The sequence below is a fragment of the Actinophytocola sp. genome (assembly GCF_036378875.1).
In the GTDB taxonomy this organism is placed as follows: Bacteria; Actinomycetota; Actinomycetes; order Mycobacteriales; family Pseudonocardiaceae; genus Actinophytocola.
In genome coordinates this window covers 1-22,379 of the sequence record NZ_DASUVO010000094.1, presented here as the reverse complement: position 1 = coordinate 22,379, position 22,379 = coordinate 1, and the positions used below count along the sequence as shown (strand labels likewise).

Below are 22,379 nucleotides of genomic sequence, written 5' to 3'. Positions count from 1 at the left end.
CATGAGCTTGTTGGCTCTGAGCCGGTGGCAGTTCGCGGTCACGGTGCTGTTCCACATGACGTTCCCGGCGATCACCGTCGGACTCTCGATCTTCCTGGCGGTCGTCTACGGCGTGTACTGGCGTACCGGCCGGCCGGTGTACCTGCGGATGTTCCGGTTCTGGCGGCGGATCTTCGCCGTTGGCTTCGCGATCGGTGTGGTCGCCGGCGCCGTCATCACGTTCGAGATGGGCCTGAACTGGGGCGTCTACGGCGCGAAGACGGGCCCGATCATCGGGCCGATCGTCGGCATGGAGGTCGTGACCGCGTTCTTCGTCGAGGCCGGCTTCATCGGCGTCCTGCTCTACGGCGACGGCCGCGTCCGCGAACGCACCATGTTCCTGTCCACGATCATGGTGTCGCTGGGCACCATCCTCTCGTCCACTTGGATCATCGCTGCGAACTCGTGGATGCAGACGCCCGCGGGGTTCACGATCGTGGACGGCCGGTTCGAGCCGACGGACTGGCGGCGGGTCATCTTCAACCCGTCGTTCATCTGGCGCTGGCCGCACATGGTGGTCGCCGTGCTGGTCTCGGCCGCCTTCTTCGTCGCCGGGATCTCCGCGTGGTACCTCGTCAAGGGCCGCGCGAAGGGACTCGCGCGCCGGTCGATGTCGATCGGTCTCGGGGTCGCCGCGCTGCTGATGCCCGTCCAGCTCTACCTCGGCGACCAGGTCGCCGGCCACGAACTGCCCTACCAGGCCGCGAAGCTCGAGGCGATCGAAGGCAACTGGGACAACGGGAACACCAGCTACGTCCTGTTCGCCATCCCCGACCAGCAGGCCGCGCGGAACATCGCCGAACTCGACATCCCCTGTCTCGGCAGCGCGATCGCCAAGGACCTCACCTGTGACACCGCGATGCCCGGCCTGACGCTCACCGCGACGGCGGACCGGCCGGACATGGCCGCGACCTTCTGGGGCTTCCGCATCATGTTCCTCGGCTCCGTGTTGATGTTCGCCACCGCGTTCGCCGCCACGGTCCTGCGGATGCGCAAACGCCTGTGGACCGCACGACGCTTCCACCGGTTCGTCCTGTGGACCACACCGGCCGGCATCCTGGCCATCCTCGGCGGCTGGGTCACCGCCGAGGCCGGCCGGCAGCCGTGGATCGTGTTCGGGCAGCTCCGCACCTCCGACGCCGTGTCGAAGCTGGCGCCCGGCGAGGTCCTGTTCTCCGTGCTCGGGTTCTCGGTGCTCTACCTCGTCATGCTCGTGGCCTACCTCGCCTACGTCGTCAAAACCGTGCGCCGCGGCCCGGAACAGGTGGTGGCCACATGATCACGACTCTGTGGCTCGCGACTTTGTTGCTGTGCCTGCTCATGTACGTCGTGCTGGACGGCTACGACCTCGGCGTCGGCGTGGCCACCCTCCTCGAACGCGACCCCACTCACCGACAGCACCTGCTGGAGTCGGTCGCGGTCGCCTGGGACGGCAACGAGACCTGGCTGATCCTGCTGGGGGTCGGCCTGTGGGCCGGGTTCCCGCTGGCGTTCGGCACGATCCTCCCGCATGCCTACCTTGCGGTGATCGTCATGCTGTTCGCGCTCGTCGTGCGTGGTGTCAGCGTGGAGATGGCCTCCCAGTCGCCGCCGGCCCGCCACTGGACCACCGCTTTCGGCGTCGCGTCGGTGGTGGCCGCGTTCGCACAGGGCGTCACGGTGGGGATCGTGGTCTCCGGCGTGTTCGGCTGGTTCTGTGTGCTCACCGGGATCACCGTCACCGCCACGTACACCGCACTCGGATACGCCAACACCAAACGGAGGTCCTCCGGTCGTCTTCGCGTGACGGCGGCCAAGCGCGGCGCCGTCACGACATTGGCCGCGACGGGTTTGTCGCTGGCCGTGCTTCTCGCGGCGCCGTTGAATCTCGCCGGACCCGGACGTGCGTTCGCCTTCTACGGCCTCCTGTTGTTCGCCGCCGCGGGCGTTGCCACCGTGCTCGTCACGTTCCGCCGGGAGACCGCCACGGACATCCTGCCGTTCGGCGGGCTCGTCGTCGCGGTCGTGTCGGTCGTCCTCGCGATCGGCGTGGCCCGCTACCCGGTCCTCATGCCGGGCCTCACCGTCGACAACACGGCCGGCCCGCACAACACGATGGTCTTCATCCTCGTCGGCATCGGGCTGAACATGCCGCTCGTGTTGGCCTACAACGTGTTCGCCCATCGCGCGTTCGCCGGCGACCGCGAACAATCCACAGTGGAGGGACAATGACCGCCCGGCGCGTGCTCGCCGCGATCGGCTGGACCGTGCTCGGCACGATCGCCTACTTCGTCTGCCAGGGGATGTTCGGCGGCTACCCACAGGTCCACTCGGCACTGTTGACCGCCCTCGGCATGATCGCCATCGCCCTCACCGGTGGCATCGCCTGGATCGTCGACGAGCGACGCACTCATGACGACGAATGAAACCACCCAGCTGCTGGCCGAGGCCGCCACCCCCGGACGACGCTGGTTCGTCCTGTCCGGCGCGCTGATGACGCTCGAAACCGTGTGCACCATCGCCCGCTGGGGTGCCCTGGCATGGACCGCCCAGGGCGTGCTCGCGAACAGCACAGCGCAAGCCGCTCACGGGGTGACGGGCTTCGTCGCGACGAGCACGGTCGCGCTCGCGGCTCGCTGGGGCGCGGGTGGGCTGCGTCGGCGTGGCGCCCGTGCCGTCGCCGACGGTCTGCGACGGCGGCTCACCGAGGCACTGCTGCCCGCCACCCGGCGCGACCGCGACATCGCCCCGGCGGAGGCCGCCATGGCGATGGTCGATCTCGTCGACGATATCGCCGACTACCACGCCGAGACCGCGCCACTGCGGCGCTCAGCTCCGTTGTCCGTGGTCGTTCTCCTGGCCGTCACCGCGGTCCTGCACTGGCCATCGGCGATCGTGCTCGGTGCGACCAGCGCGCTGCTCCCGCTCAACATGCGGTTGGCCGGTTTGTTCGCCCAACAGGGCGCGGACCGCCAGTTCGCGGCGACGCGGCGGCTGGGCGCCGTCATCCTCGACAGCTTCCGCGGCCTTCGCACCCTCCGCGAACTCGGTGCCGTCGGCCGGCACGGTCGAACCCTGACCGAGGCCGGCCGTCAGCTGAACACGGCGACGATGCGTGTGCTGCGCCGCGCGTTCCTGTCCAGCATGATCATGGACGTCGTCATCACGTTCTCCATCGCGGTGAACGCCACCTACATCGGACTGTCCCTGCTCGGCTACGTCCACGTACCGCACGCCCCGGCACTCAACCTGTTCACCGGCCTGCTGGTGCTCCTGGTGTGCCCGATGTACTTCGCCCCGATGCGTGCCATGGCCGCCGCGTTCCATCGGCGCGAACGTGCCATGCTCGCGGCAGGCGCGATCGGCGACATGGTCCTGGACGCGCCCGCTGGCGCGTCCAGCATGGCCCGTTCTCGACTACGTGAACCGGTCGGGGTGTCCCTGGACGCGGTCCGTTTCCGTTACCCGGGCGCCGACCACGACACCATCAGCGCGGACCTCGCCATCGCGCCGGGTACCTGGACCGTGATCACCGGCCCGTCCGGTGCTGGCAAGAGCACGCTGCTGTCACTGATCGCCGGCCTGCGCGAGCCCTCAGCGGGACAGATTCGGTGGAAGACCAGTTCGGACCGGCAGCGTCCGGTGCTCGGCGCATCCGCGTGGATCGGGCAGCGGACGGTGCTCCTCGACGCGACGATCCGCGACAACCTCCGTCTCGGCCGCCCCGACGCCACCGAACAACAGGTTCGGGACGCCATCAACGCCGCCGGTCTGCGCCCCGTGCTGGAGCGACTCCCTGACGGGCTCGACACCCAGCTCGGCGAGAACGGCTGGGGCGTGTCGACCGGAGAAGCCCGCCGAATCGCGATCGCCCGCGCTCTACTGCGCGGTGCCCGTCTGTGGTTGCTCGACGAGCCGACCGCCCACCTCGACGCCACCAGTGAACGCTCGGTCGTCGAGGCCCTGCGGCGCGCCACCCACGGCTGCACGGTCGTCATCGCCACCCACTCCCTGGCACTGGCAGGTGAAGCCGACACGGTGCTGGTCATCGACGAAGGCCGCCTCCACCTTCCGACCCTGGTGAGCGCACGATGACCAGGGACCGTGCGCTGGCCTGCTGCGGTCTCCTACTCGCCGCCTGCGCCGAACTGTGCTCCACCGGCCTGCTCGGTCTGTCGGGCTGGTTCATCAGCGCGTGCGCCGTCGCCGGCGCGGCGACCTTCAGCTCGTTCTCCTATCTCGCGCCCAGCGGCGGAGTGCGAGCCTTCGCCCTGGCCCGCGTCGGCGGGAACTACAGCAAGAACCTGGTGCTGCACGCGGCCGCTCTCCGGCGCGCTTTCGTCGCCCGCACCGACCTCTTCCACCGCGCCGCGGAGGGCCGGTCGGACGGCACCTGGTCCGGCGAGTTCCTCGACCGCGGCATGACCGACGCCGACACCACCGGCATGGCGCTGATCAACGCGACCACGCCGACCGTGGTAGCTGCCGCCACCGCTACGACCGGTGCGCTCGCGGTAGGACTCGCCTCGTCCCCTGTCACCGCGATCGTGCTCGCGGCCGGTGCCGTGGTCACCGCATGGGTCGCCCACCGCACGGCGCGCACAGACGAGCAACGCACGCGTGCGACGCTCCGCGCGGAGTCGGTCACCGCCACCGACGCGTGGCCGGAAATGGCCTCACTCGGCGCCACCCCGCAACTCGCCGCACGCACCATCGCGAGTTTCGGCCAGCTCGACATCGCACGCGACACGGTCGACCGGCACCGGCGGAGCACCGACCTGTTCAGCGGATTGACCGGCGTCGCCACCGTGGCCGCCACCATCGTGTGCTGCCTCGGCACCGACCCGGCGACGTTCGTGTTCGTCGCGCTGACGGCGGTCGGCGTGGTCGCGCAAACAGAACAGCTCAGCGCTGCCGCGCAAGCCCGAACCGCGGCCGCGGAAGCACACCACCGCCTCGTCACGCCCCACAGTCGCGAGACCGTTCCCGCGATACACGCCTGGGCCACCGAAAAGGACATCGGCTTCGACGAATACGCCCTCCCACCGACCGTCCTGCGGCGAGCACGAGTCGTCCGCGCCCACATCCCGCGCGGCGGCACCCTCGTCATCACCGGCCGCTCCGGCAGCGGCAAGACGACGCTGCTCCGCACCCTCGCCGCCGCACTCCGACAGCTCGACCCCACCGGTGACCGGCCCACCGTCACCGCGGTCACCGCCGACGAGCACCTGTTCACCGGCACACTCGGCTCGAACTGGCGCCTCGCCGACCCAACCGTCACCGACGCGGACATCAACCGACACCTGGCCGAACTCTGGCTCGACCGAAGCGGCCTGACCGCCGACACCCCCGTAGGCCCCGGCAACAGAAAACCCTCCGGCGGCGAACTCCGCCGGGTCTACCTGGGCCGCGCCATGGCCACCCGACCCCACGTCCTGATCGTCGACGAACCAACCACCGGCCTGGACGAGCCGACCGCCCAACACATACTCGACATCCTCACGAAGCTGCCCGACACCACCGTCATCATCGCCACACACGAACCACCCACATCACCCCGCTCACGCCACATGTCGACACTGCCCCTCGACTGAACGACGTCATCCGACCACCACGAAAGCGGGCGAGGCTCACGGAAGCCCCGTGAGCCTCGCCCGCAGGTGACCGGACGGCGACCGTCAGGATCGGCAGTCGTACAGCGTCTGCGCGCCCATGCCCATGAACCCGGCACCTTGTTCCGTTGGGGCCGAAGAACCGCCGTAGGCCGTGGGGTCCACTTTCTCGCAGTGCTGTTCGACCCACTCGTGCCGTTGTCGCGTGTGGTCACCGCCGCCCTGGCCCGTGAGTCGACCCACGAAACCCATGCCCGAGCTGCTGAGGACGAACCTCAGCGTGCCGTTGGCCGTCCAGTTCTCGAGTTGGTTGACCGAGGGCGCGTTGTCCGTGCCGCCGAAGCCGCCCATGCCGATCACGGTGGTGTCGGAGCCCATGATGTAACTCGCGGCCATCATCGCGGGGGCGTTGACGGCGAGGGTGATCGCGGCGCCGTCCCTGTTCTGCTCGGCGTAGCGCAGGATGTTCCGCTGGTCGGCGGTGAGTCCGGTGCCGCCGAACATGCTCATCATGCCGCCGGGTGGCTGTGTCTGCCCGGCGCCAGGAGATGGCTGGGCATTACCGGGCATGCCGGGGAACGGGTTCGTCCCCGGCGGCATGCCGGGCAGGGTCATGCCGCCGGGCAGACTCCCGGTCGGCATGCCACCAGCGGGACCAGCGGCGGGAATAGTTCCGCTCTGGTCCGTCGTGGCCGCGGCGGTCGACCACACCGCCGGCACGAGCAGTACCGCGACCAACCCGACGACCAGTGCCGGCCGACCCAGCTGACCCGAGGTGAGACGGCCCGCCACCAGCCCGCCCACTGCCACGACGGCCACCGTGAGCACGGCCCAGCGGGTCCACCCGTGCCAGGACGTGTCGCGGGCGGCCAGGACGAACGCCCATGCCGCGGTCAGGGCGACCGCCAGCGGCAGCAACCACCATCCGATGGTGGACTCGCGGTAGGAGTGCCAGAACCGGACGAGGCCGGCTGCGGCGATCGCGGCGATCGCGGGGGCGAGCATGGTGGTGTAGTAGGGGTGCCAGATGCCCTCGGCGTAGCTGAACACGAGAGTGGTCACCAGAAGCCAGCCGCCCCACAGGAACCAGCCCGCCCGTTCGGCGGGGTTTCCGGGCAGTGTGGCTCGCATCCGTCCAGTCCCCGCGACGGCGACCACGGCCAGGACGAGCAACGCCAGGGGCATGAGCCAGGAGATCTGCCCGCCCACAGAGGTGTCGAACATCCTGCTGATGCCGGGTGAGCCGCCGGTGAACGCGCCGCCACCCATCCCGCTCATCCCCGCGGGCATCTGCATGCCTCCTGGCAGCCCGCCGCCGCCCATCGCGGGGTTGCCGTCGCCGCCGAAGACCCGGCCGAAACCGTTGTAGCCGAAGATCAGGTCCCACGCGCTGCCGTCGGTGCTGCCACCGATGTAGGGCTTGTCACCCGGCCACCACGCGTGCAGCGCGACCCACCAGAACGAGGACACGAACAGGACTCCGCCCGCGCCGAGCAGGTCCAGGACGCGGCGCTTGACCGGAGCGGACGTGCCGACGAAGTAGGCCACCGCGATGCCGGGCACGACGATCCAGGCCTGCATCATCTTGGTGAGGAACCCGCATCCGATGAGGAACGCGCACAGCAGCAGCCACCGGGTGCGCACTCGGCTCTCGGCTGCCTTGACCGACCGGGTGAACGCGTACGCGGCGGCGACCAGCAGGAGCATCAGCAGCGTGTCGGTGTTGTTGGTCCGGTTGATGGCCACGGTGATGGGCGTGAGCGTGAGGATCAGCGCGGCGAGCAGCGCCGCGTTCTCCCCCGCCCACAGCCGGACCGTGCGGTGCAGCAGGAAGACCGCGGCGACGCCCTCGATCACCTGGGGCAGCAACACGGACCAGCCGTGGAACCCGAAGATCGTCACCGACAGTGCCTGTGGCCACAACGACATCGGTGGTTTGTCCACGGTGACCACGCCGTACGGGTCGAACGACCCGAACAGGAAGTTCGTGAAGCTTCCGGTCATGGACTTGGCGGCGGCGGAGTAGTACGTGTTGCCCAGTTGCCCCGAGCCGATCTGCCACGCGTACAAGCCAGCTGCCACAACGCAGATCGCCGCGAGGGCCCACCGCGCCCATTGTGGACGGTCCGTCCGCGTGGGTGCCGGAGCCGCGTCCGCGTCGGTGGTGGCGACGACTGTCATTCCTCGTCCTTCCGGTTGTCGGTGCGGAAGACCCAGCCCCGCAGCAGTACGAAACGTCCAGCGGTGCCCAGCACCGAGGAGATCAGCAACACCGCCAGTTCCAGCAGGCGGGTCGGGTCGGGGTCGACCCGGTGCAGCACGAGCAGTGCGGCGGAGGTGAACGCGTAGTACAGCCCGAACACGACGAAGCCCTGCAGATGCGTCTTGCCCCGGGTCTTGTCGCGTGCCGCGAAGGTGAACCGCCGGTTGGCCTCGGTGTTGAACAACGTGGTGATGACCAGGGCGACGAGGTTGGCAAGCAATACTGGCCACCACAGCCGGAACACGCTGTAGAGAGCCAGGTTCGCCAGTGTGGAGATCACGCCGACGATCGCGAACGACAGCAGTTGCCAGGACAGCCCGCCTTCGGCGCGGCCCAGTACGACGTCGGGGTGCGCGGCGCGTGGCCCCGGCCGTCTCGGCAGGCCGGCGACGCGCGCGGCGCCTGTGGACTTGGCGCGTGCCACCCGGATCAGGCCGCGGATGTCGTCCCGGGCGGTGCCGACCACGTCGACCCGGCTGTCGACGTCCTCCACCCAGTCCACGGGTACCTCGTGCACACGAAGGCCGTTGAACTCGGCCAGCAGCAACAGTTCCGTGTCGAAGAACCAGGCGTCGTCAGCGACGTGGTCGAGCAGGGGGCGGATCGTGTCGGTTCGTGCGGCCTTGAAACCGCACTGGGCGTCGGAGAACCCGGCCCCGTGGGTGAGTCGGATGAGCCCGTTGTAACAGCGGGAGACGAACTCGCGCTTGGGTCCCCGGACGGTGCGGGCACCCGGTGCCAGGCGAGAACCGATGGCGATGTCGGAGTGCCCGTTGACCAGCGGCGCCACCAGAGGGAGAAGCGCGTCGAGTCCGGTGGACAGGTCGACATCCATGTACACCACGACGGTGGCCGTACTGGCCCGCCAGGTTTCCCGCAGCGCCAGCCCACGGCCCTTGCGCTCCAGCCGCCGGACCCGCACCCGGTCGAACTGCTCGGCAAGTCCATTCGCGACAGTGGCGGTGTCGTCGGTGCTGGCGTTGTCGACGATGACGATCGTCCAGTCGAACGGGAACTGCGCACCGAGGAACTCGTGCAGCACCTGGACGCAGCCGGGTAAGGCGCGTTCCTCGTTGTAGACGGGGATCATGATGTCCACCGTGATCATGGCCGCTTCGATCTCATGATGCTCGGCGGCGGATCGCAGCACGTCGTGACCGGTCATGCGCCCAGCGTGCTGCGCCGGCTATAAGAGCGGCCTTGGCTTTCCCTGAGAGATCTGTAAGAACGACCGGCGGTGAACGTGGGTAGCCTCGCGACCAGCGGTTACTGACGGGAGCGAAGCAATGCGGGTGCTCGTGGTGGACGACGATTCGGGGGTGCGGGAGAGCTTGGCACGCAGCCTGGAGTTCGAGGGCTACGAGGTCGACACCGCCGCCGACGGAGCCGAGGCGTTACGACTGGTGGTGGCGCCGCACCGGCCAGACCTGGCGATCCTGGACCTGATGATGCCGAATGTCGACGGGTTGGAGACCTGCCGGCGGCTGCGCGCGGCAGGCGACCGGATGCCCGTGCTGATGCTCACCGCGCGTGACGGCCTCGGCGATCGCGTGACCGGCCTGGACGCCGGTGCCGACGACTACCTCGTCAAGCCGTTCGCACTGGAGGAGCTACTCGCCCGCGTTCGCGCGTTGCTCAAGCAGAACCGCGTCGAGCAGGTGCCTCGGGTCCTGCGGTTCGCGGACCTGTGGCTGGACCCGACCACGCGCGAGGTCAGCAGGGCGGGTTTCCCGATCGACCTGACCCCGACCGAGTTCGAGCTGCTCACGGCATTCCTCACCGCCCCAGGCAAGGTGCTGACCAGAAACCACCTGCGGCACGCCGTGTGGGGGCACGACCCGGACACCAAGAGCCTCGATGTCTACATCGGATACCTGCGCCGAAAGACCGAAGTGGACGGACAGCCCCGACTGCTGCACACCGTGCGTGGTATCGGGTTCGTGCTCCGCAATGACTGAGCGGAGCTTGCGGAGCGATCATCATGACTGAGCGGAGCTTGCGGAGCGATCATCATGACTGAGCGGATGCTGCTTCGCACCCGGGTCACCCTGAGCACCGTGTGCATCCTCGCGGTGGCGATCGCCGCGATCAGCACCATCACGTGGCTCGTCACCAGGCACAACCTGCGCGCACAACTCGACGAGACGCTGCTCAGCAGGGTGCCTCCAGCCGACGCGCGGCTTCCCCCAGATCTACCAGTACCCGATCTCACCTTGCTGTGCACGAACAGCTCCGCCGACGCGAACCTGCAACGTTTCCTCGAAGGCGTCCAGTTGCTCAGAGCCGACGGCACGACCTGCGTACCGGACGGCGTCGACCCGGTCGCAATCGAGTCATCGGACCGCCTGGTGCGCACCACGACCCTGCGCGACGGCCAAACCCGGTCAGGCACACAGGTGCGCGTGCTTCTCCAGCCTCTCAGCGACGGCGACGTGCTGGTCGTCAACCGCGATCTCACCGAGATCCAGGACATCCTCGACGGCCTCGGCACGGTCCTGATCATCGTGTCCGTCCTCGGCGCCGTGTTGGTCGCCGCGGCCGGCCAGTTCCTCACCCGCAGATCGCTCGCGCCCATGGCACGACTGACAGAGACCGCCGAGGAGATCGCCAGAACCGAGGACCTGCGCATCCCCGTCACCGTCTTCGGCCGGGACGAGGTCGGCAGGCTGGGCCGGGCCTTCACCGCCATGACCGCCGCGTTGTCGGAGTCACGACGCCGACAACGTGACCTCGTCAACGACGCCGCCCACGAACTGCGTACCCCGCTGACCAGCCTGTGCACCAACATCGACCTGCTGGTCCGCAGCGACCAGACCAGTCGCTCCCTGCCCGCCGGCCAGTACACGAAAGTCCTCGACCAACTCCAGACCCAGGCACGCGAGTTCACCGACCTCGTCAACGAACTCGTCGTGCTGGCCCGCGACGAACGGGAACTCCGGCGCGAACCCGTCGACCTCGGTGTCGTGATCGACCGCGCGGCACGCCGAGCCGCCACCCGAGCCAGCGATCACACCTTCGATGTCCGACACGATTCCTGGTCGGTGACCGGCGATGCCGGCGCACTCGAACGCACCGTGCTCAACCTGCTCGACAACGCGGTCAAGTTCTCCCCGGCAGGCACCACGATCACCGTGCGCTCCCAACCGGGCTGGCTCACCGTCACCGACGAAGGTCCCGGCCTGCCCGAGGCATACCGGCAGCACGTCTTCGCACGATTCTGGCGCGCCCCCGAGGCCCGCGCCCTCCCCGGCTCGGGACTGGGACTGGCCATCGTCGCCGACACCGTCGCCGCCCATGGCGGCACCGTGCGCTTCGTGAACCCACCCACCGGCCACGGCGCGACCGTCCGGATCGACCTACCGCCGCCCGCTCCTGGCACGTTCCCTCCCCAACAGGCCTGAGCGGTCTGGTGCCGGTCGTCGAGCGCCCTCCCCGTCAGACCCAGCTACCCGCGGGCACCATCTTGTTGTGCAGGTTCGTGATCAACCCGTCGGCGTCGAGGGTCGCGTGCTCGATCCCGCTCTGGGTCACCAAGCGGCCGTCGGCCGCCCGCGCCGCCTGGACCCAGTGGCATTCGAGCGTGCCGTCGGGAAGTTCCGTGGTCGTCCAGAAGTGCTTGCTGTCGGCCATGTTCCTGGCGATGCCCTGGTAGATCTCCATGATCACCGTGAAGCCGGTGATCGGCTCCATGCCGTCGTCGAGCTGCACGGTGGCGTCCGGCGCGAAGATCGTCCGCAGTTCCTCGAGGGCGTCGGGATCATGGGCGGAACGGTCGAAGATCGTGATGTAGCGGTCGATCGTCGTCTCGGTCGTCTGTGTCATCACATGCCTCCATGGTTACTCACTTCGTCTTGCGGTCTGTGGTGATCAGGGCGAACACCAGGTCTTCCTTGGTGCCCCAGTACAGGTACGCCGTATGCCGAGCCCGACCACCAGGTCCATACACCCACAATAGAGACACTGACCAGATTCGTCATTTGGTCATTTAGCGACATGGATCACAGCGACAGGTGTGCGGGTCAACAACCGCGTCCGCGTCACGGATCCGCGCGCTGCCCTGTCCTCGTTGTGGTGCCGTCCGCCGTCCACGGATGAAGGGGATACGTCATGGGAGTCGTCGTGACATCGAGGTGTAAGCCATGACAACCACCGCCCCGGCGCCGACCCGACGCCCTACCGGGCGTGTGCTGGACACCGTCCAGTGGATCTTCGTCGGGCTCGCCGTGACCACGGCGATACTGCTGCCGCTGACCGGCACGACAGCCACGTTCACCGCACTGCTGCTCACGATCCCCTTCGCGGCCATCCACGGCATCCGCCGCTACGGTTGGGGTCGATTCCTGGCCTTCTTCACCGTGGCGTTCGTGGTGAGCAACGCCTTCGAGAACCTCAGCATCGTCACCGGTTTTCCGTTCGGCGACTACCACTACACCGACGACCCGAAACTGTTCCACGTGCCGATCTTCATCGGCCCGATCTACTTCGGCCTGGGCTACATCAGCTGGCTGACCGCCTCCACCGTCCTCGACCGCGCCGACGAACACCTCAACTGGCGCGAACGCACCGGCAAGGTCAACGTCGTCGCCCTGCCCGCCCTGTCCGCCGCCGTCATGACCATGTTCGACGTGGCGAGCGACTCCCATGCGTCCACAGTGATCAAGACGTGGATCTGGCACGACGGCGGCGGCGTGTTCGGCGTCCCGTACACCAACTACCTCGGCTGGTGGCTGGTCACCTACATCTTCTTCCAGATCTTCGCCATCATCCTGGCAGCAGCGCAGACCCGTGGCCCCCAGCCGGGCAGTGTCGTCGTGCCGGGGTCACTCACCCAGCCGGTGCTCATCTACGCCGCACTGGGCCTGACCTCGATCCCGTACTTCTACGCCGCCGAACCGGGCACCGTCGTCGACATGGCCGGCGCCCAGTGGAGCATCGGCGCGATCAACGAGACCATGATGACGATCAACATCTTCACCGTTGTCACGGTCGCCTTCCTCGCTCTGACCAAGATCGCACGAGGCGACACAGCCACCCAGCAGCAGTAGAGGACTGGCTGGTGTGTCCGGCGGATCACGTGGTCCGCCGGACACCCCGTGCTCACGGGTTCGACGCCAACGCCCATCCGGTGTAGTAGTCGGCGGCGATGGCGGTCGCTCCGGACAGCCCTTGCACCGGCACCGGCACCGCCGAGTGCGTGTACGTCTGGTTGTTGGCGAGCGTTTCGTAGATGTCCTGACCCCAGCCCGCGACGGTGCCGTTGGCGCGGAGCGCGAAGGCGCCGTAGCTGAAGCTGGCGATCTGCGTCGCGTCCGAGAGGTTCGACACCTGGACCGGGACCGTGGACACGCACGCGAGCGAGGAGTCCTCGCACTCGACCCCGTTGCCGAGAACACCTCGATAGCTGGAGCCCCAGGCCCACACGGTGCCGTCGCCGCGCAGCGCGTAACCGTTGTAGCGGCCAGCGTCGATCCCCGTCACCCCGGTCAGCCCGGACACCTGCACCGGGACCCGGGAGGAGCAGGGCTCACCGCCGAACGGGTCGCACGGCTGACCGTTGCCGAGCTGGCCGTAGTAGTTGGCGCCCCAGGCCCAGACCGTGCCGTCGCCGCGCAGCGCGTAGACACCGTCGCCGCCGCTGTCGCCCGACACCGAGGTGACCCCGGTCAGCCCGGACACCTGGACGGGCACCAACGAGGGGCCCCCGATCGAACCGTTGCCGAGCTCGCCGTAGCCGTTGACACCCCACGCCCAGACGGTGCCGTCTTCGCGCACCGCGTAGCCGGTGCCCCAGGAACTGCCGATCGCGACGATGTCGGTGAGACCGGGGATCGGTGCCGCTATGGAAGAGTTGTCGGAACCGCCGTTGCCGAGCTGGCCCGCGCCGTTCCAGCCCCAGGCCCACACCGTGCCGTCCTCGCGCAGCGCGTAGCCGGTGAGCTGACCACTGGCGATGGCGGTGACCCCGGTCAGCCCGAGCACGCGAACCGGCAACGCTGACCCACCGCCGTTGCCGGCCACCCACCCGTTGCCGAGCTGCCCCGTGTCGTTCTTTCCCCACGCCACCACCGTGCCGTCGGCACGCAACGCGTACTGGGTGCCCCACATGCTGCCGGTGATCGCGCGCACCCCGGTCAGCGTTGCCCGCGTCGGCACGGATGTCCACGGCACCGCTTCCGAGGTGCCCAGCGCGCGCTCGGCGCCGTTCCTGCCCCACCCGTGGAGACAGTCGGTCGTGCAGGCCGGGGCGTCGAGCACCGCGAACGCGCCGGCCATGTCGGCGACGAGGTGAACGCTCCCGCTGTGGTTGTACAGCAGGATGTCACGTGTGCTGCCGAACCCGACCACGGCGGCGTTCGGCACGATCTGCCCGGCGGACAGGTTGAGGTTCGAGGCGTTCGTGTACTGCCCCATCCCGTAGGCGGACACGTACGTCGCGGCCGTCGCGTCGACGCCGGTGATGTTGAGCACCACGGCCGTGGACGTGATCGGGGCCCTGGTCGCGAAGCCCAGGGTGATGACCTGCTGGGCGCCCACCGCCCCGGTCGTGCCGCCGGTGCCGTCCCTGGTGTCGAGCACCCGTGTCGGGCTCATCGGCAGGAACACGGCACCGTAGTCGGGGGTGTAGAAGCCGGTCAGATCGACGATCAGGTCGGTGGTGCCCCAGTTGTTGTACAGGTTCACCGTGCGGTTCGCGCCGACGGCGACGGTGACGAGGTTGGGGCGGGTGTCGCCGGCAGGCACGTTCAGGTTCGACGCGGTGGGCAGGGGCGTCCCGGCGGGCCACGCGGTGACGAACGTGCTGGCGGTCGGGTTGGTGGCGGTCAGGTTGAACGTGACCGCCGTGGCCGACGCGGGGATCCAGGCGGACAGGTCGACCGCACGGGTGCTGCCGGGGCCCACCGGTGTGTTGTCCTGCCGGGTGTCCAGTACACGGTTGGCCGACAGCGCCGTGAACCTGGCTCCGGTACCGGTGCTGTAGTAGCCGGCGAGGTCGACAACGAGGTCGACGCTCCCGCTGTTGTTGTAGAGGTCGACCTTCCGGTCGGCGCTGAGCGTGACGGTGACCTGGTTGGGTCGGATGTCCCCAGGCGTCAGGTTCAGGCTCGACGCGAGAGGCCGGGTGCCGCCGCTGGGGAACACCGTCACGACGGTGTTCGCCGTCGGGGTCACCCCGGTGACATTGAGGACCACGGAGGTCGTGCTGGCCGGCACACGGGCGGCGAGGTCGACGGTGACGGTCCTGCCCGCGCCGACCGGGCCGCCGGTGTTCCTCGTGTCCAGTACCCGGACCGGGGACAGCGAGGTGAAGGTCGAACCGGTCTCGCCGGCTTTGGCGGTCGGCGGAGGTGCCGCCGACACGGGCTGGCCGGCGAGCAGCAGCCCGCCGGCCAGTAACGCACTCAGAGCAACAGGAAGTACACGACGCACAGGAGCCCCCCAGATGAGCTGGATCCCCCGACCCGCGTCGAGGATAGCGAACAGCCGGTCGCCCAACCAGGGTTTTCCGTCCACATGCGAACACTCTGTTGTGGACGGCCGCCTGCCGCTGTTTCAGGGCAGCTGGCCGGGACGAGAATGTTTGGCGCGGACCGCGGCGGCGTCCGGGTGGCTGAGGTCGTCGAGGACGGCCACGGCTTGGCGCCATGCGTCGTGGGCCGGTTCGAGGTTTCCCATGGCGTGGTGGGTGTCCCCGAGGCGGTCGAGGGTGCTCGCCTCGAAGTAACGCTCGCCGAGTTGACGGTTCAGGCGGACGGCGTGGTGATAGCACTCGATGGCCTGGGCGTGCTGGCCGAGGTGGTGGTGGGCGTAGCCGAGGCTGTCCCAGACGGCCGCCTGCCCGAGTCGGTCGCTGGTCTCCCGAAGGAGGGTGAGGGCTTGTTCGAGGCAGGCGACCGCGCGGTGATGGTCGCCGAGCGCGACGTGGTACCAGCCCACGGAGTTGAGCGCTCTGGCTTGTCCGATCTGATCGCCCGTCCCTTGCTGCAGGTCGAGTGCGTGCTGTGCGTGGGCGAGCGCTTCGCGCGGGCCTACCAGCTGCTCGGTCACCATGGCCAGGTTGCAGAGCACGGCGGCCTGCGTCGTGCGGTCGCCGAGTTGGCCGAACAGCTCGAAGGCGCGCTGGAGATGGGTGTCGGCCTGGTCGTACTGGCCTTGCATCTGGTGGGTGATACCGAGACCGCGGTGGGCGTGTGCCTGACCTTGCCGGTCGGCCCGCCGCTCCGCCGCGCCCAGCGCGGTGTGGAACGCGGCGGCCAACGCGAGCCAGTGCCCGCGTCGGTAGCTGTACTCACCCAGTGCCCAGGCCAACGCCCAACTGTGGGCCTCGAAGTCGTGGTGTGCCGCGTACTCGATCGCGGCCAGCAGCGCCGGGTACTGGTCGGTGAACCACGCTGTCGCTCCCTCCTGGTCGGCGAAGTCCTCCCGGACGACCCCGGCCTTGGCGGGAGACAGTCGGAACGAGTCGCCCTGGTACGGATCGAGCAGGCGGGTCGCGGTGTGGGCGGTGTGCAGGTAGTGGTCGAGCATCCGGTGCGTCGCCGCACGACGTTCGGCGGCGGTGTCTTGATGGTGGGCCTGGGCCAAGGCGTAGGCGCGGAGCAGGTCGTGGAAGTTGTACCGGCCGGACACTTGCTCGGTGAGCAGGTGCGCAGCGGCGAGTTGGGCCAGCAGCGGACGAATCCGCACAAGGGGAAGACCGGCGAGGCTGGCCGCGGCCGGCGCGGCGATGTCCGGGCCGGGATGGAGCCCGAGCAGCCGGAAGAGCCTCGCGGCGTCCGGGCTCAAGATGTCGTAGGAGCAGGAGAACACCGCGTGCACGTCGGTGCGCGGATCGGTGTCGACCAGCACGCCGAGACGTCCCTGGTTGTCCCGGAGCTCAGCGGCCAGCGTGTGCAGCGGGAAACGCGGGTGGGCGGCGGCCCTGGCGGCGGCGATGGTCAGAGCGAGCGGCAGTCGGGCGCACTGGGCGATGATCTCGTCGACCGCGTCCGGCTCGGCGGCGACGCGGTCGAAGCCGATGCGGTGGCCGAGCAGTTCTCGTGCCTCCTCGGTGCTGAGCAGATCAAGGGTGAGAGGGTGGGCGCCCTGGCCCGAGATGAGGGCCGTGAGCTGGTTGCGGCTGGTTACCACGACAACGCAGCCGGGCGCCCCGGGCAGCAGCGGCAGAACCTGGTCGACACCACGGGCGTTGTCCAGCACGATCAGGACCTGCCTGCCGGCGAGCAGGCTTCGATAGAGGGCGGCCTGCGTATCCACACCGTCCGGGATCCGGTGCGGCGACACGCCGAGTGCGTCCAGGAATCCGCGTACGGCGTCACCCGGGCGCTGTTGTGTGCCTACTGGATCGAACCCACGCAGGTTGACATAGAGCTGCCCATCGGGGAACTTGTCGGCTGTCTGATGTGCCCAGTGCAGCGCCAGGGCCGTCTTTCCCACTCCCGCGGTGCCGGAGATCGCTGAAATGACCACTGTGGACGCGGCGCTGCCCATGAGCGCGTCCAGGTCGGCGAGTTCGCGAGTTCGGCCGGTGAACGACGCCGGCGGCGCCGGTAGTTGACGCGGCACCGGGGTCCCGGTGGCTGGCGAAACGGCGAGCGCGTGGTCAGCGGAGAGCATCCGCTGATGCAGTCGCTGGAGTGCTGGGCTCGGGTCGGCACCGAACTCTCTGGCCAGCCGCGACCGCAGCCGCTCGTAACGGTCCAGGGCATCGGCCTGGCGGCCGCACCGGTAGAGCGCCAGCATGAGTTGCCCGGCCAGGCGCTCATCCCACGGATGAGCCGTCGCACTGGCCGACAGCTCGCCGAGCAGAGTCGCGTGCTGGCCATGGTCGAGGGCGAAGTCGTTGCGGTCGAGTTCGACGAGGAACCGTTCTGCCTCCAGCTTTTCCCGGACGTCGTTGAACCAGGGGATGTCCAGCGTCGCGAAGGCCTGCCCCCGCCACAACCCCAGGGCCTCGGTGAGCAGCGCCGCACCATCGTCCCGGACGGAGGCGGCCCCCGCCTGGGCGACGAGAGCACGGAAGCGGTGCAGGTCCACCGCCATCGGATCCACGGCGAGCCGATAACCGTCGGCCTGGCGAGCCAGGTCGACGTCGGGCACCGCGGCCAGCAACCGCCGCAGCCGGGACACATAGCCGGACAACGTGACACGTGCGTTGCGCGGCAAACGGTCGGCCCACACCCGGTCGACCACGACGTCGACCGGCACGACCCGGTCGGCGTCGACCAGCAACACGGCCAGCACGGAGCGCTGCCGGGCGGGCCCGAGCTCGACCTGTCTGCCATCGAGTTCCATCTCGACCGGACCAAGCAGCCGGAACTGGACAGACATCGTTCACTCTCCCAGCTCCCCGAACCACCTGTTGGGTCGGTGTTGGCGCCGCCTTGTAATGGCGCTGCGAATTCACACCGAAATCCTGGCCGTCATCCTCTCATCCAGCGGACGCCACGTCTGCCGAATTCCTGGTAAGAGAAGGACGTCGTACCCGTCGCGAAGCGTTGCACGCGAACACGGCGGCCGGTGTCACCGACGCCGAAGCTCCTCTCCGGCGAGTTAATCAAAAGATCATCGCTCGTCACCGTCTGATCGAATTGATTGGATGGTCGAATCCGACTACCCGGTGGCGACCGTGTCGCGGTTATCTCCTAGGCTTTCCGACCGTTATTTCGGAAACCCAGGAGGTCCCATGCGAATCATAATCACCACTATCGCAACAATCGGGCTGTTATCGCTGGTCAGCGCCTGTGACAGCGATAACGAAGCAGCCAACTCGTCCGCTGACCTGCCGGCTGGCACGACCACCGAGCAGACTTCGTCGAGCCAGCCGGTGAGCGAGGGTCAGTGCCCGGTCGGTGAGTGGACGGTCACCGCGATCACCGGCAAGTCCGGTGCGACAGTGGGTGGCGTGCCGGTCGTCGCCAAGAGCGGGAGCGGGTTCACCCTGACCCTGACCGCGGACAACACCTGGACTCTGGCCGGCGACAACGCCAGAGTGACGCTGGAGGGCGGCGGCCTGTCGGTGGACGCGACGGTCGACGGCACGGCTGAGGGCGACTACGTCGGTACGGGTGAGACCTACACCTTCCGCCAGCAGCGGGCCTCCGGGCGGGTCACCCTCGACCGGGAGGTCGCCGGGGTGTCCGCGTGGTCCATGGACGAGGTGGGGCCGGCGCTCATGCCAGGCGGGCAGGCCACGCTTACCTGCGGCCCCGGCACTCTGGAGATCGGTTCGGAGTCCGTTGTGCTCGTCCTGCGCGCCGTCGGTGAGGGCTCCCAGACCACCGAGGTGTCCGAGACACCCGAGCAGGGCGGCGGTGGCGGCACGGTGACCATCGACGAGTCCGGCGTGACCAGGACAGTTGACTGCGCCGGCCAGGATGTCGTGGTCAACGGCTCGGCCAACGAACTGACCTTCACCGGAACCTGCGCGTCGGTCACGGTCGCCGGGTCGAGTAACGAGGTCAGGATCGCCGACACCGGCGAGATCGTGGTCAACGGCTCGGTCAACAGGATCACCTGGTCCGAGGGCGACCCGAAGACCGAGGACAACGGTCAGGGGAACTCGATCAGCAGAGGCTGAGTGGCGGTTGCCGGCCGGACTCGCCCACGTCGAGTTCGGCCTGGTTGCGCGTGCTCCCCGCACCGACATCGCGGAAGAGTATGTTTCCCCGAACGGATCGCGCCCCGGGAGCGGGGCCTGGGCAGGGGGCATGGATGGGGTTTCGACGGCGTCGACGGGATACGCCAGCCGCTCGCCTGCTCACCGCGGCCGGCTTCGTCAGTGGATCGGCCGGGCGGACGAGCGATTCCGATGCTTCTCGCGATGTGGCGTTTGTCGTCATGCGACCAGGGGCGACCGCGGTCCCATCCACCCTGTTGGCCGTGGAGGAGATGCTTGCCGACGAGGCAGCCTACGAGTTCGTGATGACCTTCCTCGAGCAGGTCCAGAACCTGGTCTCACACCGGCTGGAACTCTTCCTCGGCCCGGAGGATGTCGAGCGGCTTCTCGGTCCGCGCAGCGCGGTGGGCTGGAAGACGTTGGCCGAATTCTGGGCCGCGGTCGCCGCCTGGTGTGCGGACAACCGTCCGCCGCTGGAGTCCAGCGAGGAGATCCTGTCGGTGCGGAACGAGCAACTGCGGGCCATGCTGTGGACGGGTAACCGAACCTTGCCCACCGGTGCGAAGTTGGGACTCGCGGACGCGGTCAGGTACGAAAAGGCCACCGGTGCGGGCATCCCGGGATTCAGTCACATCGCGGCCGCGCTCAGGGCCATGGGGCAGGACTGAGCCGGTCGCCGCGGATGCGTTCATCTTCCTGTGACCGGTAGGTGGAAGTACAGCGCGCACGCCTCCTTCTCGACCGTGAGCCCCAAGCCGGTCAAACACCGTTGGGCCGCGACGACATCGTCACAGACGACGTACACATAGGCCCGGCCGTTGCCGTACTCGTCCTGGCAAGCGCTCGTCGTGTCACAGTCCGCCTGCCACAGTGCCGTCACGACGTCGGCGAGCCCTTCGTCGACGCAGGACTGCCGACCGTTCGCACTGATATGCACCTGGCGGTGGCGCACGGCCACCAGCCCGCCGTTCACCTTCTTGCACTCGTCACACAACGGGTACGGCCCGATGACGTGCCCTGACTCGGCCTGGTCGGCCACCTGCCGGGTCAGCTGGGACAGCGCGATGTCGCGGTTCTCCACGGAGAGCTCGACTTCCTGCTCGTACGGTCGAGGACGGCGTGCGGCCAGCCGGCGATAGACCGCGACGGCCTCTTCCGCGGCGGGTAACGCTTCTTCGAACTGCCCACCGTCCATCAGGAAGGAGCCTTGGTTGTGCAGCGCCATGGCCAGGTAGGGCTCGAACCGGGACGGCTCACCCACCGCCCGGCGCCGGCAGATGGCGACCGCCTCCTCGAGGGTGTCCAGCGCCTCCTCCCGCATCCCCGCCTCCGCCTGCCGCAGCGCGAGCTGGTTCAGGGCCATGGTGAGCCCGAGCTCGCGCGCCGCGGACCGCTTGGCCCGCCTGCGATAAATACGGACCATGTCCTCCGCGCCGGCCAGGTCCCGCGTGGCCCAACTGAACAACTTGTTGAGCAATCGACCCACCACGGCGACCGCCCCTCTCCAACCGGTGGTGAGCAGGACAATCGCATGACAATGTTGGACGCGCCATAACAAGGCCAGGACATCTCAACCACCACGGACAACGATTGGGTGTCGCAAGACGGCGATGGCAGGCCCGGACGGCACACGGCCATCCGGGCCCGAGTCAGAGCCGCGTCACTGGGGCCAGATCACCCGGCCCTGGAAGTAGTTCCCGTCGTTGCCGCCCGTGCCGTACCAGGTCAGCACGAAGCAGGTGTTCGGCAGCACGTCGGTCGCGATGTCGATGCGGCCGGGGCCGGTGTACTGGCGCCACGAGGAGAACCGGCCGCCGCCGTTGCATTTCGCCGCTGCCACGAACAGTTGGCCGCCTGGCCAGACGCCGTTGCAGTCGGACACGCCGGTGTTCGCGTTGAGGTCGAGGGCGATGTTGCTCCACGCGTTGGTGGTCCGCTGGGTGCTGCCGGTCTGCACGTAGGTGCGGACGGTGGCGCCGGCGCAGTGGCCGGGCAGGGGTATCGGCGCGGCCGTGGCCGGGGTGGCCAGGCCGATGACAGTCGCCGCGGTGGTTGCGAGGGTGAGTAGCGCGGTCGAGATCTTCACAGTTCCTCCTTGTCCGGTAAGGGGATTCACATCGCGTGGTGGAAGGTTCCCCAGTCCTGGTCGAGTCGCCGTGCGGTCGAGTCCGCGATGGCCAGTCCGTTGTTGGGGTAGTACATGAGGTCCCCGGCGGCGTTGACCGCGAGGACGTCGGCGTGGTGGTCGCCGCTGAAGTCGGAGGCGAACACGTGGGTGAACGGCGTCCAGCCCGTCCCGATCTGGCTCGCGGAGGGGATGGCGAGATTGTTGTTGGGGTAGTACAGGAACCGGCCGTCGGAGGTGACCCCGAGGATGTCCGCGTGGCCGTCACCGCTGAAGTCGGCGGCCATGACGTGGCGGTAGTTGGCCCAGCCCTGCCCGATCCGTCGTGCTGTCGAGTCGGCGATCGCGAACCCGTTGTTCGGGTAGTACATGAGGTCCCCGTCGGGCTCGACGGCGATGATGTCCGCGGCACCGTCACCGCTGAAGTCCCCGGCCGTGACGTGCGGGTAGGCACCCCAGCCGGTGTGCAGTTGGCGTGCGGTCGAGTCGGCGATCGCGAAACCGTTGTTCGGGTAGTACATGAGGTTGCCGGCGGCGTTCACGCCGAGGATGTCCGCGGCACCGTCACCGCTGAAGTCGGCGGACATGACCTGGCTGAACCCGTCCCAGCCCGTCCCGATCTGGCTCGCGGAGGGGATGGCGAGATTGTTGTTGGGGTAGTACATGAGGTCCCCGGCCGCGTTGACGCCGAGCACGTCGGAGAAACCGTCCCCGCTGAAGTCGGAAACCCTTTCCCCGTCACCG

At 68.6% G+C, this 22,379-nt stretch carries 17 protein-coding genes and 2 pseudogenes; 11 read left to right on the top strand and 8 right to left on the bottom strand.

Annotated elements, in window-relative coordinates; translation table 11 throughout:
* Window position 1 precedes the first annotated feature (1 nt).
* The 6 genes and pseudogenes from VF106_RS27070 to VF106_RS27050 all read left to right on the top strand — a co-directional run bounded on the left by VF106_RS27070 (window position 2) and on the right by VF106_RS27050 (window position 5,612).
* Complete coding sequence (locus tag VF106_RS27070) at window positions 2-1,318, top strand: cytochrome ubiquinol oxidase subunit I (protein WP_330842667.1); 1,317 nt, start codon at window positions 2-4, stop codon at window positions 1,316-1,318.
* Window positions 1,315-2,250, top strand: coding sequence for a cytochrome d ubiquinol oxidase subunit II (locus VF106_RS27065; protein WP_330842666.1), 936 nt, complete (start codon window positions 1,315-1,317; stop codon window positions 2,248-2,250). The genes VF106_RS27070 and VF106_RS27065 overlap by 4 nt, the downstream gene beginning before the upstream one ends.
* Window positions 2,247-2,444 carry a hypothetical protein gene (locus tag VF106_RS27060; RefSeq protein ID WP_330842665.1) on the top strand — a complete coding sequence of 66 codons (198 nt, stop codon included), beginning with the start codon at window positions 2,247-2,249 and terminating at the stop codon, window positions 2,442-2,444. Before VF106_RS27065 ends, VF106_RS27060 begins: the two co-directional genes overlap by 4 nt.
* Window positions 2,431-3,273: pseudogene (locus VF106_RS51005) on the top strand (ABC transporter transmembrane domain-containing protein); the annotation flags it as partial. The gene VF106_RS27060 and the pseudogene VF106_RS51005, both read left to right, overlap by 14 nt.
* A gap of 276 nt (window positions 3,274-3,549) precedes the next feature.
* Window positions 3,550-4,113: pseudogene (locus VF106_RS51000) on the top strand (ATP-binding cassette domain-containing protein); the annotation flags it as partial.
* Complete coding sequence (locus VF106_RS27050; RefSeq protein ID WP_330842663.1) at window positions 4,110-5,612, top strand: ATP-binding cassette domain-containing protein; 1,503 nt, start codon at window positions 4,110-4,112, stop codon at window positions 5,610-5,612. The pseudogene VF106_RS51000 and the gene VF106_RS27050, both read left to right, overlap by 4 nt.
* 84 nt (window positions 5,613-5,696) lie before the next feature.
* On the opposite strand, the gene VF106_RS27045 is transcribed toward VF106_RS27050, so the two are convergent.
* Window positions 5,697-7,811, bottom strand: a complete 2,115-nt coding sequence (locus VF106_RS27045) for a glycosyltransferase family 39 protein (protein WP_330842662.1) — start codon at window positions 7,809-7,811, stop codon at window positions 5,697-5,699.
* Window positions 7,808-9,058, bottom strand: coding sequence for a bifunctional glycosyltransferase family 2/GtrA family protein (locus VF106_RS27040; RefSeq protein WP_414639067.1), 1,251 nt, complete (start codon window positions 9,056-9,058; stop codon window positions 7,808-7,810). The genes VF106_RS27045 and VF106_RS27040 overlap by 4 nt, the downstream gene beginning before the upstream one ends.
* A gap of 121 nt (window positions 9,059-9,179) precedes the next feature.
* Here VF106_RS27040 and VF106_RS27035 point away from each other — a divergent pair, with 121 nt between their 5' ends.
* Together VF106_RS27035 and VF106_RS27030 are read left to right on the top strand one after the other, a co-directional pair.
* Complete coding sequence (locus VF106_RS27035) at window positions 9,180-9,851, top strand: response regulator transcription factor (protein ID WP_330842661.1); 672 nt, start codon at window positions 9,180-9,182, stop codon at window positions 9,849-9,851.
* A 54-nt stretch (window positions 9,852-9,905) separates the two neighbouring features.
* Window positions 9,906-11,294 carry a sensor histidine kinase gene (locus VF106_RS27030; protein ID WP_330842660.1) on the top strand — a complete coding sequence of 463 codons (1,389 nt, stop codon included), beginning with the start codon at window positions 9,906-9,908 and terminating at the stop codon, window positions 11,292-11,294.
* A gap of 34 nt (window positions 11,295-11,328) precedes the next feature.
* Here VF106_RS27030 and VF106_RS27025 read toward each other — a convergent pair whose 3' ends face one another.
* On the bottom strand, window positions 11,329-11,715 hold the full coding sequence (locus tag VF106_RS27025) for a nuclear transport factor 2 family protein (RefSeq protein WP_330842659.1): 387 nt from the start codon (window positions 11,713-11,715) through the stop codon (window positions 11,329-11,331).
* Window positions 11,716-12,032: 317 nt separating this feature from the next.
* Between VF106_RS27025 and VF106_RS27020 the strand changes: the two genes are divergently transcribed.
* Entirely contained in the window at window positions 12,033-12,938 is a 906-nt protein-coding gene (locus tag VF106_RS27020; protein ID WP_330842658.1) for a carotenoid biosynthesis protein, read from the top strand.
* A gap of 52 nt (window positions 12,939-12,990) precedes the next feature.
* Here VF106_RS27020 and VF106_RS27015 read toward each other — a convergent pair whose 3' ends face one another.
* Window positions 12,991-15,321 (bottom strand): RCC1 domain-containing protein, encoded by a 2,331-nt coding sequence (locus tag VF106_RS27015; protein ID WP_330842657.1) that lies wholly within the window; start codon window positions 15,319-15,321, stop codon window positions 12,991-12,993.
* 123 nt (window positions 15,322-15,444) lie between these two features.
* Window positions 15,445-18,222 (bottom strand): AfsR/SARP family transcriptional regulator, encoded by a 2,778-nt coding sequence (locus VF106_RS27010; protein ID WP_330842656.1) that lies wholly within the window; start codon window positions 18,220-18,222, stop codon window positions 15,445-15,447.
* A gap of 355 nt (window positions 18,223-18,577) precedes the next feature.
* On the opposite strand from VF106_RS27010, the gene VF106_RS27005 reads away from it, so the two are divergent.
* Both VF106_RS27005 and VF106_RS27000 read left to right on the top strand, forming a co-directional pair.
* The gene (locus VF106_RS27005; RefSeq protein WP_330842655.1) at window positions 18,578-19,471 is read left to right on the top strand and encodes a DUF3060 domain-containing protein; all 894 of its coding nucleotides are present in this window, start codon (window positions 18,578-18,580) and stop codon (window positions 19,469-19,471) included.
* A 302-nt stretch (window positions 19,472-19,773) separates the two neighbouring features.
* On the top strand, window positions 19,774-20,178 hold the full coding sequence (locus VF106_RS27000; RefSeq protein ID WP_330842654.1) for a hypothetical protein: 405 nt from the start codon (window positions 19,774-19,776) through the stop codon (window positions 20,176-20,178).
* 20 nt (window positions 20,179-20,198) lie between these two features.
* Here the strand turns inward: VF106_RS27000 and VF106_RS26995 are convergent, their stop codons facing one another.
* The 3 genes from VF106_RS26995 to VF106_RS26985 all read right to left on the bottom strand — a co-directional run.
* Window positions 20,199-20,987 (bottom strand): tetratricopeptide repeat protein, encoded by a 789-nt coding sequence (locus VF106_RS26995; RefSeq protein WP_330842653.1) that lies wholly within the window; start codon window positions 20,985-20,987, stop codon window positions 20,199-20,201.
* Window positions 20,988-21,170: 183 nt separating this feature from the next.
* Window positions 21,171-21,596, bottom strand: a complete 426-nt coding sequence (locus VF106_RS26990) for a hypothetical protein (RefSeq protein ID WP_330842652.1) — start codon at window positions 21,594-21,596, stop codon at window positions 21,171-21,173.
* A gap of 26 nt (window positions 21,597-21,622) precedes the next feature.
* On the bottom strand, window positions 21,623-22,379 hold a 757-nt coding region (locus tag VF106_RS26985; RefSeq protein ID WP_330842651.1), incomplete at its 5' end, for an FG-GAP repeat domain-containing protein.

What these genes read in the sequence shown, in the direction of transcription:
- VF106_RS27035 (WP_330842661.1), top strand. Translation starts at nt 9,180, where the DNA reads ATGCGGGTGCTCGTGGTGGACGACGATTCGGGGGTGCGGGAGAGCTTG.
- VF106_RS27020 (WP_330842658.1), top strand. Translation starts at nt 12,033, where the DNA reads ATGACAACCACCGCCCCGGCGCCGACCCGACGCCCTACCGGGCGTGTG.
- VF106_RS27040 (WP_414639067.1), bottom strand. Translation starts at nt 9,058, where the DNA reads ATGACCGGTCACGACGTGCTGCGATCCGCCGCCGAGCATCATGAGATC.
- VF106_RS27060 (WP_330842665.1), top strand. Translation starts at nt 2,247, where the DNA reads ATGACCGCCCGGCGCGTGCTCGCCGCGATCGGCTGGACCGTGCTCGGC.
- VF106_RS27010 (WP_330842656.1), bottom strand. Translation starts at nt 18,222, where the DNA reads ATGTCTGTCCAGTTCCGGCTGCTTGGTCCGGTCGAGATGGAACTCGAT.
- VF106_RS27030 (WP_330842660.1), top strand. Translation starts at nt 9,906, where the DNA reads ATGACTGAGCGGATGCTGCTTCGCACCCGGGTCACCCTGAGCACCGTG.
- VF106_RS27005 (WP_330842655.1), top strand. Translation starts at nt 18,578, where the DNA reads ATGCGAATCATAATCACCACTATCGCAACAATCGGGCTGTTATCGCTG.
- VF106_RS27045 (WP_330842662.1), bottom strand. Translation starts at nt 7,811, where the DNA reads ATGACAGTCGTCGCCACCACCGACGCGGACGCGGCTCCGGCACCCACG.
- VF106_RS27070 (WP_330842667.1), top strand. Translation starts at nt 2, where the DNA reads ATGAGCTTGTTGGCTCTGAGCCGGTGGCAGTTCGCGGTCACGGTGCTG.
- VF106_RS27065 (WP_330842666.1), top strand. Translation starts at nt 1,315, where the DNA reads ATGATCACGACTCTGTGGCTCGCGACTTTGTTGCTGTGCCTGCTCATG.
- VF106_RS27050 (WP_330842663.1), top strand. Translation starts at nt 4,110, where the DNA reads ATGACCAGGGACCGTGCGCTGGCCTGCTGCGGTCTCCTACTCGCCGCC.
- VF106_RS27025 (WP_330842659.1), bottom strand. Translation starts at nt 11,715, where the DNA reads ATGACACAGACGACCGAGACGACGATCGACCGCTACATCACGATCTTC.